Annotated in this window: 19 protein-coding genes; 8 read left to right on the top strand and 11 right to left on the bottom strand. The window is 63.0% G+C overall.

Annotated features, from left to right (window positions below):
- Positions 1 to 25 precede the first annotated feature (25 nt).
- Positions 26 to 982, top strand: a complete 957-nt coding sequence (locus EV700_RS11190; RefSeq protein WP_130413786.1) for a TerC family protein — start codon at positions 26 to 28, stop codon at positions 980 to 982.
- 50 nt (positions 983 to 1,032) lie between these two features.
- Here EV700_RS11190 and EV700_RS11185 read toward each other — a convergent pair whose 3' ends face one another.
- Positions 1,033 to 1,965, bottom strand: coding sequence for an NAD(P)-dependent oxidoreductase (locus EV700_RS11185; protein WP_278044914.1), 933 nt, complete (start codon positions 1,963 to 1,965; stop codon positions 1,033 to 1,035).
- A 39-nt stretch (positions 1,966 to 2,004) separates the two neighbouring features.
- On the opposite strand from EV700_RS11185, the gene EV700_RS11180 reads away from it, so the two are divergent.
- On the top strand, positions 2,005 to 2,877 hold the full coding sequence (locus EV700_RS11180; RefSeq protein ID WP_242610265.1) for an MBL fold metallo-hydrolase: 873 nt from the start codon (positions 2,005 to 2,007) through the stop codon (positions 2,875 to 2,877).
- 300 nt (positions 2,878 to 3,177) lie between these two features.
- Here the strand turns inward: EV700_RS11180 and EV700_RS11175 are convergent, their stop codons facing one another.
- Together EV700_RS11175 and ettA are read right to left on the bottom strand one after the other, a co-directional pair.
- Entirely contained in the window at positions 3,178 to 3,975 is a 798-nt protein-coding gene (locus EV700_RS11175; protein ID WP_130413780.1) for a crotonase/enoyl-CoA hydratase family protein, read from the bottom strand.
- 151 nt (positions 3,976 to 4,126) lie between these two features.
- Positions 4,127 to 5,788, bottom strand: coding sequence for an energy-dependent translational throttle protein EttA (gene ettA / locus EV700_RS11170; protein ID WP_130413778.1), 1,662 nt, complete (start codon positions 5,786 to 5,788; stop codon positions 4,127 to 4,129).
- Positions 5,789 to 6,000: 212 nt separating this feature from the next.
- On the opposite strand from ettA, the gene EV700_RS11165 reads away from it, so the two are divergent.
- The gene (locus EV700_RS11165; protein WP_165391440.1) at positions 6,001 to 6,486 is read left to right on the top strand and encodes a C40 family peptidase; all 486 of its coding nucleotides are present in this window, start codon (positions 6,001 to 6,003) and stop codon (positions 6,484 to 6,486) included.
- A gap of 3 nt (positions 6,487 to 6,489) precedes the next feature.
- Here EV700_RS11165 and EV700_RS11160 read toward each other — a convergent pair whose 3' ends face one another.
- The gene (locus EV700_RS11160; RefSeq protein WP_165391439.1) at positions 6,490 to 7,305 is read right to left on the bottom strand and encodes a substrate-binding periplasmic protein; all 816 of its coding nucleotides are present in this window, start codon (positions 7,303 to 7,305) and stop codon (positions 6,490 to 6,492) included.
- Positions 7,306 to 7,482: 177 nt separating this feature from the next.
- On the opposite strand from EV700_RS11160, the gene glyA reads away from it, so the two are divergent.
- The 4 genes from glyA (at position 7,483) to EV700_RS11140 (ending at position 10,492) form a co-directional block, all read left to right on the top strand.
- On the top strand, positions 7,483 to 8,736 hold the full coding sequence (gene glyA, locus EV700_RS11155; RefSeq protein WP_130413772.1) for a serine hydroxymethyltransferase: 1,254 nt from the start codon (positions 7,483 to 7,485) through the stop codon (positions 8,734 to 8,736).
- Between the two features lie 78 nt (positions 8,737 to 8,814).
- Positions 8,815 to 9,372: a hypothetical protein gene (locus EV700_RS11150; RefSeq protein ID WP_130413770.1), complete on the top strand. Its 558-nt coding sequence runs from the start codon at positions 8,815 to 8,817 to the stop codon at positions 9,370 to 9,372.
- A 69-nt stretch (positions 9,373 to 9,441) separates the two neighbouring features.
- Positions 9,442 to 9,879: a nuclear transport factor 2 family protein gene (locus EV700_RS11145; protein WP_165391438.1), complete on the top strand. Its 438-nt coding sequence runs from the start codon at positions 9,442 to 9,444 to the stop codon at positions 9,877 to 9,879.
- 115 nt (positions 9,880 to 9,994) lie between these two features.
- A complete protein-coding gene (locus EV700_RS11140; RefSeq protein ID WP_130413766.1) occupies positions 9,995 to 10,492 on the top strand; it encodes a bacteriohemerythrin in 498 nt (165 codons plus the stop codon).
- Positions 10,493 to 10,538: 46 nt separating this feature from the next.
- Here EV700_RS11140 and EV700_RS11135 read toward each other — a convergent pair whose 3' ends face one another.
- From EV700_RS11135 to EV700_RS11105, 7 genes are all read right to left on the bottom strand, one after another.
- Entirely contained in the window at positions 10,539 to 11,336 is a 798-nt protein-coding gene (locus tag EV700_RS11135; RefSeq protein ID WP_130413764.1) for a sterol desaturase family protein, read from the bottom strand.
- A gap of 84 nt (positions 11,337 to 11,420) precedes the next feature.
- Positions 11,421 to 12,686, bottom strand: coding sequence for a tetratricopeptide repeat protein (locus EV700_RS11130; protein ID WP_130413762.1), 1,266 nt, complete (start codon positions 12,684 to 12,686; stop codon positions 11,421 to 11,423).
- 41 nt (positions 12,687 to 12,727) lie between these two features.
- A complete protein-coding gene (locus EV700_RS11125) occupies positions 12,728 to 13,672 on the bottom strand; it encodes a DUF3617 domain-containing protein (RefSeq protein WP_130413760.1) in 945 nt (314 codons plus the stop codon).
- Between the two features lie 129 nt (positions 13,673 to 13,801).
- Positions 13,802 to 14,515, bottom strand: a complete 714-nt coding sequence (locus tag EV700_RS11120; RefSeq protein ID WP_130413759.1) for an SRPBCC family protein — start codon at positions 14,513 to 14,515, stop codon at positions 13,802 to 13,804.
- Between the two features lie 110 nt (positions 14,516 to 14,625).
- On the bottom strand, positions 14,626 to 15,723 hold the full coding sequence (nemA, locus tag EV700_RS11115) for an N-ethylmaleimide reductase (protein ID WP_130413757.1): 1,098 nt from the start codon (positions 15,721 to 15,723) through the stop codon (positions 14,626 to 14,628).
- 125 nt (positions 15,724 to 15,848) lie between these two features.
- Entirely contained in the window at positions 15,849 to 16,571 is a 723-nt protein-coding gene (locus tag EV700_RS11110; protein ID WP_130413755.1) for an rRNA pseudouridine synthase, read from the bottom strand.
- A gap of 16 nt (positions 16,572 to 16,587) precedes the next feature.
- Entirely contained in the window at positions 16,588 to 16,932 is a 345-nt protein-coding gene (locus tag EV700_RS11105; protein ID WP_207224649.1) for a HopJ type III effector protein, read from the bottom strand.
- Positions 16,933 to 17,203: 271 nt separating this feature from the next.
- On the opposite strand from EV700_RS11105, the gene EV700_RS11100 reads away from it, so the two are divergent.
- Positions 17,204 to 17,959, top strand: coding sequence for an SDR family oxidoreductase (locus EV700_RS11100; protein ID WP_130413751.1), 756 nt, complete (start codon positions 17,204 to 17,206; stop codon positions 17,957 to 17,959).
- The last annotated feature ends 27 nt before the right edge of the window (positions 17,960 to 17,986 follow it).

The following is a 17,986-nucleotide window of genomic DNA, read 5'->3' as shown; positions in this document are numbered from 1 at the left end:
TCAACTTGAACAGGGGTTTACCATAATGGAAACCATTGCCACACCGTTGTTATGGGGCGCTTTCGCGCTCAGTGTCGTTGTTGCTCTCTGGGTCGACTTCGCCGGACTGAAAAGTCGCGGTAAGGAGGGCGTGACCTTTCGCAGCGCCCTAAATTGGTCATTGGTCTGGTTCACGCTGGCGCTGGCCTTCGGCGGCCTGCTGTGGTGGGAATTGTCCGGCACCCTGGGGCGCGAGCTGGCCAACGAACGCGCGCTGGAATACTTCACCGGCTATCTGGTGGAAAAATCTCTGGCGGTGGATAACGTCTTTGTCTTCCTGCTGATCTTCAGCTATTTCGCGCTGCCGGTGCACTTGCAGCGCCGGGTGCTGTTGTACGGGGTGTTGGGCGCCATCATCCTGCGCGCCATCATGATCTTCATCGGCGGCTGGCTGATCAGTGAATTCCACTGGATCCTCTATGTGTTCGGCGCCTTTCTGGTGCTGACCGGCTACAAGATGTGGAAGGCGGCGCATGAGGAGCCGTCGCTGGAAGACAACGTTCTGCTGAAGTGGCTGAAGAACCATATCTCGATGTCGAAAGATTACGACGGCGAGAAGTTCATTTCCTGGGAAAACGGCAAGCGCGTAGCGACGCCGTTGCTACTGGTGCTGATCTTCGTGGAATTGAGTGATGTGATGTTTGCCGTGGACAGCATCCCGGCCATCTTCGCCATCACCAGCGATCCGTTCATCGTGCTGGCGTCGAACATCTACGCCATCATGGGCCTGCGCGCCATGTACTTCATGCTGGCGGGCGTGGCTGACCGTTTCAGCTTGCTGAACTATGGGCTGGCGGTGATCCTGGTGTTCATTGGCACGAAGATGCTGCTGATTGATGTGGTGAAGGTGCCGGCGCTGGTGTCGCTGGGAGTCATCCTGACCATCCTGGCGGTGACCGTTTACCTGAGTCTGCGCAAAACGCGGAAAGCTGCCGGAGTCTGACGATCGGGAGCCAATCGTCATGTAGGGGCGCACTGCGTGCGCCCTTTTCTTTAGGACTTGAACAACCGCACCACCGAACTCAAATCCTCCAACCCCGCCCCTTTCCCCGCATGCAACCTGAGCAGCTGCGACGCCAGCGCCGACACCGGCGTACCGCTCAGATGTTCCTTCGCCAGCGCCACCGCGTTATCCAGATCTTTCAGCAGCGTATTCACCTTCCATTGCACCGGCTCGAAGCTGTCGGTTGCCATGCGCGGGGCCAGAATCTGCAAGGGCAGCGAGTCGGCAAAGCCGCCCGCCAGCGCCGGGGCCAGTTGTGCGGCATCTACCCCGGCCCGGGCGGCCAGCGCCACGGTTTCGGCGATCAGCACGGCATTGCTGGCGACAATCATCTGGTTGCAGATCTTGGTGATCTGGCCGCTGCCGGACGGCCCCATGTGCGTCAGCCGTTGCGACAGGTGCGCGGCGATCGGGCGCAGCCGTTCCACGGCCGCTGTTTCCCCGCCCGCCATCACGATCAGCTTGCCGCTTTCCGCACCGCCGACGCCGCCGGAGACCGGCGCGTCCACCCAGTGGATGTTGCGCGCGGCCAGGCTGTCGGCGAAGTCGCGGGTGGCGTCGGGAGTGATGCTGGAGAAGTCGACCAGCAACTGGCCCTGCCGCAGGTGGTCGGACAGGCCGTCCTCGCCGAAGACCACGGACTCGACGGCGTCGGTATCGGACAGGCACAGCAGCAGCACGTCGCATTGTTCGGCCATCTCGGCGAGGCTGGCGGCAGGCACGGCCCCCAGCGCGGCCAGCGGCGCGCATTTTTCCGGGGAACGGTTCCACACCCGCACCGGATAGCCGGCGGCCAGCAGGCGGGTGGTCATGCGGCTGCCCATCAGGCCGATGCCGATAAATCCCAGACGTTCCATAGCTTGCTCCGGTGCGGTTTGAGCGGCGATTCTACCTGCCTTGCAGCGGTCATCACAAAGGGCGATGATGGAAAGATAACCACCGGATTCCCGAGGATCGACATGCTGAAAAAATGGCTGGGCCTGACCGCACCCCAGGCTTCCCTGTACAGCGCGCCGCTGCCGGCCGCTGAGGGCGGGCTGGAGATGACCTATCTGGGCACGTCCGGTTTCGTGCTGAAGACGCCGCAACGCACCGTGGTGCTGGATCCGTATCTCAGCCGCGCCAATATCCTGGATACGCTGACCAAGCCATTGCATGTGCAGCCGGGCTTGATCCGGAAGCATATTCCTCATGCGGATGATGTGCTGATCGGGCATGCGCATTACGACCACATTCTGGATGCGCCCGCGCTGTGCAAGCTGACCGGCGCGCGGCTGATCGGCTCGGTGGCGGCCTGCAATGTCGGGCGGGCGGCGGGCTTGCCGGAGTCGCAATTGGTGGAGACGCACGGGCGTGAGGACATCGCCTGTGGCGAGTGGACGGTGCGCGGCTTGCCATCGATCCACGGCAAGGCGATTTTCGGGCGGGTGCCGCTGCCGGGCGACATGCTGACGCCGCCGCCCTGGCCGCCGCGCTTTCATCAGTTGAAGCACGGGCAGGTGCTGAACTGGCTGGTGGATACCGGGTCGCTGAAGATTGTGCATATCGATTCGGCGGATTTCATCCCGGCGGAGTTGCAGGGCATTCAGGCCGATGTGGTGTGCCTGTGTGCGATCGGGCGCAAGCACCGGCCGGATTACGTCAAGGAAGTGGTGGCCTTGCTGAAGCCGAAGTGGATTGTGCCTTGCCATTGGGACACGATGTTTACCCCGTTCGAGGCGGAGCCGGAGCAGATTCCGGGGGTGGATCTGGCGGGGATGGTGCGGGAGATCGAGGCGGAGGGGGTGAGGGCGGTGGTGATGCCGATGCGGGGGAAGCAGGTATTTTCACGCTGAGGCGGTTACGCCCTCCTGTGGAACAGGGGGGCTGCCCGCAGGGCTGGGGGGTTATTCGCCGAACACGTTCTTTCCCAATGCCGAATGTAGGTTGGGCTTGAGCTCGACAAGCTGTTCTTGTTATAGAGATCATCCGCCTGCCGCGGGCCTTCCTTTTGTCTTGGCAAAAGGAAGCAAAACCGCGTCCTTCGCCAAAACTCGCGGGCCGCCAGTTCGCTGTCCAATGTTCTCCGCTTACGTCTCTTCGTTGTCCGGTCCGCTGCTCAGACAGTTGGCTGCGGACCGCCTTCAGTGGGGGCGTTAGTCAAACTGCCTCTCCACATACCCCAATTCCGGTTGCTTCGCGCGTTTGCCGGCAATGCGGAAGTTCTTGCCCAGCAGTAGCCGCCGTTGCCATTTCTTTTCCAGCGCCAGGGTTTCGGCGTCGCTTTCGCTGACCATGGCGTTGAGGACGCGTTTGGCGGCGACGACGGCGTCAGGGGAGCGGCTGCCGATTTCGGCGGCGAGGTCGAGGGCTTTGCCCATGGGGTCGTCGCTGGTGTGGCTGATCAGGCCGATGTTCTTGGCGTCGATGCCGTTGATGATGCGGGCGGTCATGGTCAGCTCTTTGGCCATGTCCAGGCCGATCAGGCCGCGCAGGGTGACGCTGGCGGCCATGTCGGGCACCAGGCCCCAGCGGGCTTCCATGATGGCCAGTTGCGCGTCGGGAGTGGCGATGCGGAAGTCGGCGCCGAGGGCGAGTTGCATGCCCGCGCCGAAGCAGTGGCCGTGGATGACGGCGATGACCGGCACCGGCAGGTCGCGCCAGACCAGGAAGACGCGCTGGAAGAGGTTGGGGCCGGGACGGCTCAGTTCCCACATCGCGGTCAGGGAGTTCTTGGGGCTTTGCAGGTCGTTCAGGTCGATGCCGGCGCTGAAGCTGGTGCCTTCGCCGGTCAGCAGCACGGCGCGGACGTCGCGTTGTTCCTTCAGTTCCTCGCCCACGCGCAGCAGTTCGCGCAGCAGGGCGAAGCTCATGGCGTTGCGCTTGTCGGGGCGGTTGAGGCGGACTTCCACCACGTGGCCGGGGTGGGTGATGATCTGGACGAGGTCGGTCATGGCTGTCTCGCGGGGGAGAACGGGAAGTGGGCTGAGATTGCACGGATTCGCGTGGGCTGACAATGCGCCTGACCGGGCGGTCACGGTCACGGCGGTCAATGCACCATGAAAAACGGACGCCGAAGCGTCCGTTTTTCATGGCTGACGGCAATCAGCCGCCGATCTTCTTGTACTTGATCCGGTGCGGACCCGCGTCCTTGCCCAGCTTGGAACGCCGCCAGGCTTCGAACTCGGTGTAGTTGCCATCAAACCATTCCACTTCATCGCCTTCAAAGGCGAGGATGTGGGTGGCGATTCGGTCGAGGAACCAGCGATCGTGGGACACGCACATGACCACGCCGGGGAAGGTGAGGATGGCGTCTTCCAGGGCGCGCAGGGTTTCCACGTCCAGGTCGTTGGACGGTTCGTCGAGCAGGATGACGTTGGCACCGGCCTGCAGGATCTTCGCCAGTTGCAGACGGTTGCGCTCACCGCCGGACAGTTCGCCGACGCGCTTCTGCTGGTCGCTGCCCTTGAAGTTGAAGCGGCCGATATAGGCGCGCGACGGCATTTCAAAGTCGCCGACCTTGAGGATGTCGAGGCCGCCGGAGACCTCTTCCCAGACGGTCTTGTTGTTGTCGAGGTTGTCGCGGATCTGGCCGATGTAGGCGATCTTGACGGTCTCGCCGACAATGACTTCGCCGGTATCGGGCTTCTGTTCGCCGGTGATCATGCGGAACAGCGTGGTCTTGCCCGCGCCGTTGGGGCCGACGATGCCGACAATGGCGCCCTTGGGCACGGTGAAGCTGACGTTTTCGTACAGCAGGCGGTCTTCAAAGCCCTTGCTGATGCCGCGCACGTCCACCACCAGGTCGCCTAGACGCGGTCCGGGCGGAATGTACAGTTCCTGCGTTTCGTTACGCTTCTGGAACTCCTTGCTGGACAGCTCTTCATAGGCCGCCAGACGCGCCTTGCTCTTGGCCTGGCGGGCCTTCGCGTTCTGTTGAACCCATTCGGTTTCGCGCTTCAGGGCCTTGTAGTGGGCTTCTTCCTGCTTCTCTTCCAGTTCCAGGCGGGCGGTCTTCTGCTTCAGCCAGGAGGAGTAGTTGCCTTCATAGGGAATGCCGTAGCCGCGGTCGAGCTCCAGGATCCAGTCCGCGACGTTGTCGAGGAAGTAGCGGTCGTGGGTGATGGCGACGATGGTGCCGGGGAAGTCCTTCAGGAAGCGTTCCAGCCAGGACACGGATTCGGCGTCCAAGTGGTTGGTCGGCTCGTCCAGCAGCAGCATGTCGGGCTTGGACAGCAGCAGGCGGCACAGGGCGACACGGCGACGCTCACCGCCGGACAGCTTGGTGACGTCGGCATCCCATTCCGGCAGGCGCAGCGCGTCGGCGGCCTGTTCCAGCTGGTTGTCGAGGTTGTGGGCGTCCCAGGCCTGGATGATGCCTTCCAGCTTTTCCTGTTCGGCGGCCAGCTTGTCGAAGTCGGCGTCTTCCATGGCGTATTCGGCGAACACTTCGTCCAGGCGCTTCAGGGCGTCCAGCGCTTCGCGCACGCCGTCTTCCACGTTGCCGCGCACGTCCTTGTTGGGATCGAGTTGCGGCTCCTGTTCCAGATAGCCGATCTTGATGCCGGTCTGGGCGCGGGCTTCGCCCTGGAAGTCCTTGTCGACGCCGGCCATGATGCGCAGCAGCGTCGACTTGCCCGCGCCGTTCAGGCCGAGCACGCCGATCTTGGCGCCGGGGAAGAAGGAAAGGGAGATGTCCTTGAGGATTTCACGTTTCGGCGGCACGAGCTTGGAAACGCGGTTCATCGTGTAGATGTATTGCGCCATGGGGAATACGACCTGTGGTGGTGCTGTAAAAATGGCGCACAGTATACTCCTAACCGTTCTCAATCCGCAGTTTTCCGACGGGGATTCCCGGCGTTTGTGACATGTTTGCTTACAGTCGGAGGGCGCCAACGGGTTAACTTCCCGTCTGTCAATCCGGTAGTTTCAGGGCAGACGAACGAAAAAGTGACGATTTCCCGATGAATTTCCACCGGATGACCCCCCGATTTGCCGTGCTGCTGCTGACGGTCCTGACCCTGTTCGGCTGCGCCACCACCCGCGCTAGCATGCCGCATGCCGCGCTGTTGCATGTGACCGGTGAGGAGATGCTGATCTCCGCTTACGGCTTGATGGGTACGCCGTACACCCCCGGCGGCACTTCGCCGTCTGAAGGTTTTGATTGCAGCGGTTTTGTGCGTTATGTGCTGCTGGAGAACGGTTTATCCCTGCCGGAGCGTTCCTCGGACGAGATGTACCGTGCGGGCTGGCAACCGGTCTCGCGGGAAGCGCTGAAGCCCGGCGACCTGGTGTTCTTCCAGATCGGGCGGCAGTCGCGGGTCAATCATGTCGGCATTTATGTCGGCGACGGCCAGTTCATCCATGCCCCGGCGCGCGGCGGCGCGGTGCGGGTGGAAAACCTGTCGCTGCCGTACTGGCAGGCGGCCTGGAGCGGCGCCCGCCGCGTGGCGGCCGGGGGCTGAGGGCTAATCCAGTTTTTCGCGGCAATCGGGGGTGGCCACCTGATACTGCCGCGCCAGATCGGCTTGCGCGCCGCTGCGCCGCAGCCGGTCCAGAATCTTCTTCACATTCGCGAACAGCACTGTGGCGTTGTCGGCCTGCCGCGACACCGCCAGCCGGTACGACTTGCTCATCCCGCCCAGTTCCACGCAGCCCAACGGCGCGGACTTGTACAATCCCATCGCCTTGCCGCGCTCCATCACCGACGCCTCGATCAGCAGGAAGTCGCATTCCTTGCGCTGCAGCTTGTTTAGCGCATCCTGGATGGAATCGGCGCGTTGCAGCGTCAGTTGCGCGGGCAGGTTGCCGTAGTTGTAGTCCTTGACGCCGCAGGTCTTCCAGCCTTTCAGATCAGTCATTTGCCGGATCGGTGCGCTGCGCGGGAAGCGGGTTTGTGCGTACATCAGCGTGTAGTGCAGCTTGTAGATCGGGTCGGTGAAGTAGAGGTATTCCTCGCGCTCGGGAGTGGCGCTGATGTCCCAGATCATGTCGCAGCGCTCGTCGGCGGAGGTGATGCGCGCGCGGCGATGCACTTCCGCCCACGGCAGCCGGGCGATGGTGAACGGTTGCCCCAGGGATTGCAGCGCGGTGGAGGCCAGGTCGACCGTGAAGCCCTTGAGTACGGGCGGCGAACCGGGCGCGGTTTCCTGGAGAAAGGAGTAGGGCGGCCAAGGATTCTCGTCAATGCAGACATGCAGCGGCGCTTCGCCGGCGCACGCCACCGACGCCAGCGCCCACAGGGCGGCGGCGATCAGGCCGTGGAGTCGTCGGAAGAGGCGCATGACAGGAGTCCTGCCGAATTCATGCACAAAGTATAGGCTTTTGACCGGCCCGATGTGACGGCTTTTTCCGGATTGGCGCGAGATGTCGCGGGCGGGGGTGAAAACGCGCTCGCAGATACGTTTCATCATGGTAAAATGTGCGCCTTCTGTCCGCCAGCCCCCGTCGTGAGAGCCTTCATGTTCAGTAATACTCCCCTTTCGCAGTTCGATCCGCAGCTTGCCCAGGCCATCGCCAACGAAGACGCCCGCCAGGAAGCGCACATCGAGTTGATCGCCTCTGAAAACTACTGCTCGCCGATGGTGATGGCGGCGCAGGGTTCGAAGCTGACCAACAAGTATGCGGAAGGCTATCCCGGCAAGCGCTACTACGGCGGTTGCGAATTCGCGGATGTGGTGGAAACGCTGGCCATCGAGCGCGCCAAGGAGCTGTTCGGCGCCGACTACGCCAACGTGCAGCCGCACTCCGGCTCACAAGCCAACGGCGCCGTGTTCCTGGCGCTGCTGAACGCCGGCGACACCGTGCTGGGCATGAGCCTGGCCCACGGCGGCCACCTGACCCACGGCGCCAAGGTCAACTTCTCCGGCAAGACCTACAACGCCATCCAGTACGGCCTGAACCCGGTCACCGGCGAAGTCGACTATGACGAAGTCGAGCGCCTGGCCGTCGAGAACAAGCCGAAGATGATCATCGCCGGTTTCTCCGCCTATTCCCGCGTGCTGGACTGGAACCGTTTCCGCGAAATCGCCGACAAGGTGGGCGCGTACCTGATGGTCGACATGGCGCACGTGGCCGGTCTGGTTGCCGCCGGTGTCTACCCCAACCCGGTGCAGATTGCCGACGTCACCACCACCACCACTCACAAGACCCTGCGCGGTCCCCGTTCCGGCCTGATCCTGGCGCGCAAGAACGAGGAGATCGAGAAGAAGCTGAATTCCGCCGTGTTCCCCGGCAACCAGGGCGGCCCGCTGATGCACGTCATCGCCGCCAAGGCTGTCTGCTTCCTCGAAGCCATGCAGCCCGGCTTCAAGGAATACCAGAAGCAGGTCGTCACCAACGCCCGCACCATGGCCGCCGTGTTCATGAACCGCGGCTATGACGTGGTCTCCGAAGGTACCGACAACCACCTGTTTCTGGTGTCGCTGATCGGTCGTGAAATCACCGGCAAGGACGCGGACGCTGCGCTGGGCAAGGCCGGCATCACCGTCAACAAGAACGCCGTGCCCAACGACCCGCGTTCGCCGTTCGTTACCTCCGGCATCCGTATCGGCACCCCGGCCGTCACCACCCGCGGCTTCGGCGAGGCGGAAGTGGCGCAGCTGGCGCACTGGATGTGCGACATCCTCGACGCCCACACCGATGAAGCTGTCATCGAGCGCGTGGCCAAGCAGGTGCACACCATTTGCCAGCAATTCCCGGTCTACCCGGCCTGATCGGCGGGCGGAATGTGGTAAAAGAAAAGGCGCACTCCGGTGCGCCTTTTTTCATGCATTCAGGGCGGAAGCGGCGCGATGACCAAGCACCAGTTGTCCGGTATCTACCGCCGCGAAGGCGAGTGGACGCTGATCGAGATCAAGCTCAGCGAGACCAACCAGCTGTTCAATTCGATGGACCCGTCGCCGTTCCGCGAACGTGATCTGGATCCGGACGCGGCCTCCTACATCATGTCCGCCGTGCGCGAGCTGCACGACCATTCGCATGTCAAGCTGGTGGTGTACTTTCCCGGCCCGCACGAGGAAGGGCTGGAAGGCATGATCCATCAGTCGATCCGCAACTATTTCAGCTACCGCGAACGCGCAGCCCGGTTCGGGGTGCGGCAGAAGCTGCGTCTGGGCCGCAGCAGCCTGCTGGTGGGGCTGGTGTTCCTGGCGGTCTGCAACGTCTTCCGCCTGCTGCTGCCGGATGAAGGCGTCAGCACCAAGACCCTCAGCGAAGGCCTGCTGATTGTCGGCTGGGTGGCGATGTGGAAGCCGCTGGAAATCCTGCTGTACGAGTGGTGGCCGCTGCTGGCCGATGCCCGGCTGGACGCCCGTATCCGCGAACTGCCGGTGGAGGTGCGGGTCGGCTGACAGAACTCCACTGGTAATCCCGTGCCGGGACGGCGACATTAGCCGTCAATGACTGTTCCGGAGCCCGCCATGAGCTTGCACGATACTGTCCGCCGTTTTGTGGACGCCTTTTCCCATGAAGATCTTGACGCCGCGATGGCCATGTTTGCCGACGACGCGGAGTACCACACCTTTGACGGCAAAATCTGCCGCGGCAAGCCCGCGATTTGGCAGGAGCTGGAGCCACAGTTCCGCCGGGCCTGGGGCCGCATCGAATTTATCGGTGACAAACTGATTGTGGATGAAGCGCAGCAAACGGCCGTGGTGACCTGGTGGTGCCAGCATTATTTTGATGAAACGGGTGCCGATCTGTTCAGCAAGCTGCGCAGCCGGGCCATGCGTGTGGCGCTGGGCCGCACCCCGGCCTGGTACGGCGCGGATATCCTGGAGTTTGAAAACGGTCTGGTGAGGGTGAAGCGGACGTTTGCGCAGTCGCCGATCCCGCTGTTCCGCCGACAGCACGGGTAGCTGGTATTCTGTCCATTCGATGTCGACTGGTTCACAAATTCCCGGCTGCGAATTGACATTACTCATGATGTGGATTTAGATATCCCACAATCTTTATACGCCTATGAGGCCCGTCATGAGCACCGCAACGGCTGAAGACCTGTTCCATTGGTCTGACGATTTCAACGTCAACATCCAGGAAGTCGACGAACAGCACAAGGTTCTGGTGGATCTGCTCAACCAACTGCATCACGCCATCCGCGAGCATCGCGGCAAGGCCGCCTCGCGCGTGATCCTTGACCAGCTGGCCGACTACACCCGCACCCACTTCCTGCTGGAAGAAAGCCTGATGCGGGTGCTGCACTATCCCGGCCTGGAAATCCACAAGCAGCAGCACGAAGACCTGATCAAGCAGATTCATGACCTGCAGCACAAGCTGGATTATGAAAATGTGACGATCACGTTCGAGTTGCTGCATTTCCTGAAAAACTGGCTGATTCACCACATCAACGAAAGCGACAAGCGCTTCGGCCAATTCTTCGCCAAGTCGCAGAACCTGCAGCAATACCAGACCTGGAACAAGGAAGTGGAACAGACCATGACCAAGAAGAAATGGTGGTGGAAGTTCTGGTAAGCCGTGCTTCACGCACCATGAAAAACGGGCCTTCACGGCCCGTTTTTCATGGGCGGTCGGCGGGAACGGCGGGCTTGCGGGCGTCGCGCCAGGCTTCATAACCGCGGGCATAGGTGCCCCAGAAGCGGTCCAGGTAGGGCAGGAAACCCGCGTAATTGCCCTGATACTGCGAGTGGTGGAAGTCGTGATAGCCCGCGCCTTGGTACAGCGGGAAAATGTGGCCGGGATTCCACGGAAAAACGTAGCCGCAATGCCCGTCGGCCGCCTCGAACTGGCGGATGACGATCCAGATCCAAAGCACGTAGAGGTGCGCGCCCACCAGCCACGGCCCCACCAGCGCCAGGGTGCTGATGATGATGAATTCCAGCAGGTGGAAGTAGTTGCCATTGATGGCGCTGGTCTGGCGGATGCGGTGATGGACGCTGTGCACGTGCTTCAGCAACCAGCCCTTGTGCATGGCGCGATGCACCCAGTAGTACAGGAAGTCGTCCAGGAAGATGAAGAACAACAGTTGCGCGAGGATGATGTACCACGCGGGCAATTCGCCCAGATGGATCGGCGTCAGGCGCATCCACGGCCAGCTCAGCACCAGGATCACCGCCATGGCGGCATTGTTGAACAGCAGGCGGCCCAGGGTGGGACCCAGCCATTTCCGGACGTCGAAGGGTTTGTCCTGCACCTTGTACTTGGCCAGCGACGGTGGGTCGATCCACGCCAATAGCGTATAGGGGAGGGCGAACAGCAGGAAGGTGCCGAGACTGATGGCCAGCGTCGCCATCGGGTACAGCCAGAACATCGGCTCGTGGTACCAGCCGGTGATGGTGGCGATCAGGTCGGACGTCATGCGGATCTCTTGTTGTTTTTCGGGTGTTGAAACCAGTGTAGTCCGGGGATACTGGCCGGACTTGTCCTTTTACGCCATCGCCACTCAGGGCGGTGCGACCGGACGCTCCAGAAAATACAGATTCGCCCCCGCCTTGCGGTTGCCGGGATCCAGTCGCCAGGCTTCGGTGAAGGCGGCGCGGGCGCAGTCGGGACGGCCTTCACGCTGACAGGCGATACCCAGATTATTCCATACCCGGCTTTTGCTCGGCGACTGCTCGGCGGTACGCGCCCACAGGGCGGTGGCGCTGCGGTAGTCCTCGTTGCGGATCAGCAGCGCGACGGCCAGCAGCGGCAGCATCAGCCACAGCAGGACCCGCCCGCCGCGCCATGGTTGAAGCAGGACGGCGGCAGACCAAGCCAGACCGATCAGCGCCGGATACAGGTGGCGGTCGCTGGCCACGTCCAGTCGGGGCATCAGGCTGTTGGTGGGAACCAGCAGCAGCAAAAACCACAGCACGCCGCCCGCCGCCCACGACCGCCGCGCCAGCGTACCCCAGACGGCGAGACCGGCGCTGAGCAGCCAACCGGCGCCCCACCACAGGTGCGCCGCTGTGGCCGTCACCGGTACGGGCAGGTCGGGGTCGATATTGGGCGTCAGCCGCAGCGGGCCGGTGACAAAATAGCGCCAGGCCTCGATCTGGGCGAGCCATTGTTCACCGGGCGTACGGGTAGCCAGGCTGACGTCGATCAGCCGCCGGAAGTGCGGTTCGCTGACGAAGACGATGGCCGCCAGCCCAACCACGATCAGCGTCGGCGTCAGTAGTCGGGCGATGTCGCGTCGTTCATGCCCCTGCAGCCACAGCGTCAGAGCAAAGGTGGCAGGGAAAATCCAAGCGGTTTCGCGCACCGCCAGGCCTGCCAGCGTGCAGACCGCCGCCAGCGCGGCGCGATGCGGATGATGGCCCGTCAGCAGCACCAGCCCCGCCAACAGGGCGGTGGCGGACAGCGATACCGAACGTCCGGCAATGTAGGTGACGGCCTCGGTTTGCGCCGGATGCAGGAACCACAACAGTGTGATGATCAGGCTCAGCGGGGGGGCGAACCGGCCGGTTCGCCCCAGCCAGGCATAAAGCAACAGGCCGTTCAGGGCATGGATCAGCAGATTGGCCAGATGGAAGCCGAAGGCCGCCGGAGACATCACCCAGTTCAGGCTGTAGCTGAGCTTCAGCAGCGGACGGATACCCGGCAGCGATCGCCGCCAGGCGTCCAGGCTGTGTACGGCCGGTTGGTCGACAATGACGTTGTAATCATCAAACTGGAAGGGGCCGCTCAAGGCGGGCAGCCACAGCAGCAGCGCGGCAAGAGGCATCAGCCAAAGCCATGCTGCCGGCTGCCGGGGGGCGGCGGTGATCAATGACCGAACATGCCCCGCAGTTTGTTCAAGCCCTCCACCGCTTTCATCCCCTTGTCGAGGGTTCCGCCGGAAGAGGCTGACGGGCGCTTCGGCATGTAGCGGCTGCACAGGTCACGCAGGCTGCGGCGGGGGTCTTCCGACAGCATGGCGGTGAAATTCAGCCCGCCGCATTCTTTTTGGGCGACAGCAGCCAGTTCAGCATCTTCACCGCAGAGGGCGTTGGCGGCGTCCCAGCGCTTCTTGGTTTTGGCGGCGGCGCAGGCCTTCTGCTGCATGGCGGCGGTATCCTGGCCGCAATACCCGGCCACGCCTTCCAGCTGGCCTTCCTGCTGCAGGGTCATGAAGGCGACCGGATCATCCGCGCGCTGCGCCAGCGACTTGCAGATATTCGTTTTCAGGTTGGGGCAGGTCTGGCCCATGTATTCGCTGCCCTGATAGGCCAGGTTTTCCACCATCTGCTGGCACATCTGGTTGGTGTAGGCGGCCTGGTTGGCCTGTGCGGTTTGCGCCTGTGCCTGGATGGCGCGGACATTGACGCTGTCGCCGGTGCAGGGACCGGTCTTGCGACCGTTATAGGCCAGTTTCATGGCGGTGGTCTGGCCGTTCATTTTGGTTTGGGCGTTGAACTTGCCCTGATAGCTGTTGCCGCTCCAGGTGATCTGGCCGTCGCCGGACATGGCGTGCTCGCCGCTGCATTCCATGTGGAAGCTGCTGGTGTTGCCGCTGGTCTTGAAGTTGCTGACCTTGCAGTTCTTGTCGGCGGGCACCATTTTCTGCTTCGACTGCTCGCCCGGCGGCACGCAGACCTTGTTTGTGGTGGGCGGCATCTGGAAGGGCATGCCGGTCATTTCGAAGGAGGTGGTGACTTCCCACTGTTCATCGGCGAGAACCGGGGCGGCAAGCAGGGCAAGGATCAGTGCCGGGGCAAGGCGGATATTCATGGCTGTTCCCCTCCTGGGGCGAGCGTGGTTGTTATTTGTTTGATTGTATGCCCGCCTCAGGGAGGCGGCAATCACTCGGGGCTTCCGTGACGCGGCCAAGAAAAAGCCCGCCGGAGCGGGCTTTCGGACTTATTCTCGAACCTTGAAGGGCATCGGGTCCTTGGGATTCTTGAAGCGTTCGGTCTGCACCACCCGTTGCAGGCCCATGACCGTGTAGTAAGGCGCCTGGCGCTGTACGGCATTGATGGCCCACACCGGGACGCTTCCGCCCGGATCGATGTAGCCTTCCACTTCTTCGCGGGTCGTGCCGTCCGGCTGTGGCGTCCATTTGATGACCATGTCTTCGGCGTTCATGCGCACATGACCGTCGCGCGGCGGCAGGTAAGCGGGCTTCGCTTCCAGAATGAACAGGGCATAGCCCTTGGCCTTCGTCCACGGTTCGATTTTGGCGTGGATGATGGCGTCGCGCGGCGGCAGCCCGACCGGGGCGCGGTGCACCACGTAATAGTAAAATTCAGTATCCGACACCTTTTTCAGGACGCGGCTTTCCTGTACTTCCCAGAACCAGCGCGGGTAGTAGTCGATATCGGTATAGGCGCGGGCAACCGCTTCCAGCGGCGCGTCGATGATCAGATCCAGCTTGAACGAGCGGTATTTCTTGTCGTCGTCACGCTTGTCCCAGGCCTTGATGTTCTTGCGGGTGTCATTCTTGATCAACCGCCATTCGCTACCCAGGCCGGGACCGCGAAGTTCATCCAGATCCTTGTCGGCGAAGGCTGGGGAGGCATTCAGCAGCAACAGCGCCGGCAGCAGCGCTGCGGCTTTTCGTAGATTTCTGACCATGAGAATAGCCTTGTAATTATAGGGGTTATTGTGGCTCATCCTAAGCAGGCTGTCTTGTGAAGGCAAGACAGCCTGTCCCTCGTCCGGGGCGCTTGGTCGATTCCGGGGAATCAGGCCAGCGCCGGGTAGTCGGTGTAACCTTCCTCGCCGCCGCCATAGAGCGTGGCCGGATTCAGCATCGCCAGCGCCGCACCGGTGCGGAAACGCTCGGCCAGGTCGGGATTGCTGATATAGGGGCGACCGAAGGCGGCGGCATCGATGTAGCCCTTGGCCAGCAAGGCCTCCGCCTTTTCCACCGTGTAGTTGCCCGCGCCGATGATGACGCCGGGGAAGCGGTCGCGCAGCGCCTGGCGGAACTCGTCGGAGTGCGCCGGGCCGCCCGCCCAGTCCGGTTCGGACAGGTGCAGGTAGGCAATGTTGCGCTTGGCCAGTTGTTCGGCCAGATACAGGCCCATTTCCAGACCGGCCGAGTCATCCAGCCCGTTGAAGGTGCCCAGCGGCGAGATGCGGATGCCGACGTGGGCGGCATCCCAGGCGGCGATGCAGGCGTCGACCACTTCCAGCGTCAGGCGGGCGCGGTTTTCCAGGCAGCCGCCGTAGGCGTCGTCGCGGTGGTTGCTGACGGCGGACTGGAACTGGTGCAGCAGATAGCCGTGGGCGGCGTGCACTTCCACCAGGTCGAAACCGGCCTCGCGGGCGTTAATCGTGGCCTGGCGGTAGGTTTCGATCAGGCCGGGAATTTCATCTGTGCGCAGCGCGCGGGGCGTGTCGCAGGCGACGCGCTGCGGCTTGCTGTCCTCGCCACGGATGGTGGTCTTGTTTTCGTAGGGGATGGCCGAAGCGGACACCGGCAATTGCCGGTCCGGTTGCAGCGAGTGGTGCGAAACCCGGCCGACATGCCACAACTGGATGGCGATATGGCCGCCCTCATCGTGCACGGCGCGGGTGATGTCCCGCCAGGCCTCAACCTGTTCGGCGCTGTGGATGCCCGGCGTGCCCATGTAGCCCTTGCCCTGCGGCGACACTTGCGTAGCCTCGCTGATGATCAGCCCCGCATTGGCGCGCTGGCGATAGTATTCGGCCATCAGCGGCAGCACCGGCACATCACCGGGCTCACGGCTGCGCATGCGCGTCAGCGGCGCCATGAAGATGCGGTTGGGCAGGGACAGCGGGCCGACGGAAATCGGGGAAAAGAGTTTGCCGGTCATGGAACGGTTCTCGGAATCGGGACAGGAAGGCCCCGACTATACGAGCAACCGCCACGGGTGGGTAGTGGTCAAACGGACATGCGGTTGCCTTCGCCGCCCGAAACCGTTTGAGCGGGCGACAGCCGTCAGAAGCGTTCGTAGCCCAGCAGGTAACGCCATTGCCCGGTCGGCAGTCCGCCCAGCGACAGGCGGCCGATGCGCAGCCGTTTCATCGCCGTCACTTCCAGCCCCACCTGCTCGCACATCCAGGCGATCTGGCCGGGCTGGCTGTCCTTGAGCGCGAAACGCAAGCGGGTATCGCTGGCGCGGCTGACCTTGGCGGCGGGCAGGGGCCAGCCGTCAAACACCAGTCCGTGGTTCAGCAACTTCAGGCCTTCCGGCGTCAGTTCGCCCTCGAACGCCACGGTGTATTCCTGTTCCAGCGTGGCGGCATCCTCGGTCATCAGCCGCACCACCTGCCAGTCCTGGGTGTAGACCATCAGACCTTCGGCGTCGGTTTCCAGCGGCAGGCCGGGTGTCAGGCGGGCGAAGTGCCGTTTCAGCAGCGTCAGGCCGGAACGATCCTCGGCCGCCAGCGATTCGGGCGTGATCAGCGCCAGCGCCGGGTTGTCGCCCTCACCGCTGCGATAGCCGGCGGGTTTGTTCAGCAGCAGCGTGACCGGCGGCAGCGGCTTGGCCTGCGCGCCGGGCTTCAGGCTGACGGTCTGGTGCTGCACCCGGAAGTGCGGCTCGTCCACGACCTCGCCGTCCACCAGCACCCAGCCTCCCTCAATGTAGAGTTCCGCCTCGCGGCGGGAGCAGGGCAGTTGTTCGGCCAGCTTTTTCGACAGGCGTACAGGTTCGGTCATGGCGGTATTCCGGGAGTCAGGCTTTGGGAGACAGCACGGGGCCGTCGAAGGCGATACCGGCCCAGCCGTCGCGCATGAAACGGCGGATGTTGCCATGCGAGCTGCCGTCGGGATCGGCCAGCACGTCGCGGTAATGGCGGCCGAAACAGCGCAGCGTGTCCTCGGCGCTCAGTCCGTTCAGTTGCCCGAAGGCGAAAATGCGGCAGGAGCCTTCGTTCTGTCCGGCTTCGCTGACCAGGGTGTCGGTCAGGCCGTTGCTGAAACGGGTGGGGCGGTATTCGTACAGGGCGTTGATCAGGGCGATCGTGTCTTCAAAATCGGTCTCACCGGCGCGCAGGCGGGTCAGGAAGGCGGTCAGCATGGGGCTCTCTTTCATCAAACGGACAGGAAACTGTCACGAACCGGTTATCTGGGGCCGCTAGTGTAACGCTTGCAGGACCAACGGCAACCGCACACGGATGGAAACAGGGATGAAGTGAAGCGGGTCAAGCAGTGACAGGGAAACCGTTGGAGCCAGAGTGGGAGTTTTGAATTCCCGGTTGAGACGGGGTTGCGCCTTGCAATCCCGTTTTTTTTCGCCGGTGCTGTGGCAGAATCGGACGCACTTTTTCTGACCGGACCGGAGAGTCATCGTGGGCAAGAACGTCATCATTACCGGCGCATCGAGCGGCATCGGCGAGGCGCTGGCGCGCGCCTTCGCGGCCGAGGGCCACAATCTCGGCCTGGCCGCCCGCCGCACCGAGCGGCTGGAGGCCCTGGCCCGCGAGCTGGAGGATGCCCATCACATCAAAGTCGTGGTGACCGCGCTGGATGTGCAGCGTGACGATACCGTGGCCGCGGCCCTCGGGGTGCTGGCGCAGGACCTGGGGCCGGTGGACATTGTCGTGGCCAATGCCGGCATCACCGGCGTGCGCCGCAGCGGCAGCGGCGACATCAGCACCGACAAGGCGGTATTCCAGACCAACCTGATCGGTGCGGTGGCGACACTGGACGCCGCGACGCGCATTTTCAATGCACAAGGGTTCGGCCATCTGGTCGGCATTTCCTCGGTGTCGGCCTTCTTCCCCATTCCCGGCAGCGCGGCCTATTCCGCCAGCAAGGCGGCGCTGACCAACTACATGAACGCCATGCGCTTGGAACTGGCCAAGAAGAAGATTGATGTGACGGTGATCCACCCCGGTTTCATCAAGACCGATATCGCTCCGGGCATGGAGAAATACCCCTTTGTGATCGAGGCGGACGCGGCGGCGAAGCAGATGCTGGCGGCGATTGCGGCGAAGAAGGCCAACGCCATTGTCCCGGCGCTGCCGTGGAAGCCGGTGAAGGGGCTGATGAGCCTGATGCCGGACTCGGTGATGACGCTGCTGTTCACTAAATTCATGAAGTGAGCGCCGGAACCGCCCCGGCTCTGTTGC

Origin of the sequence: Fluviicoccus keumensis, from assembly GCF_004217445.1 — a bacterium.
Classification (GTDB): Bacteria; Pseudomonadota; Gammaproteobacteria; order Pseudomonadales; family Moraxellaceae; genus Fluviicoccus; species Fluviicoccus keumensis.
This window is presented reverse-complemented; position numbering and strand designations above follow the sequence as displayed.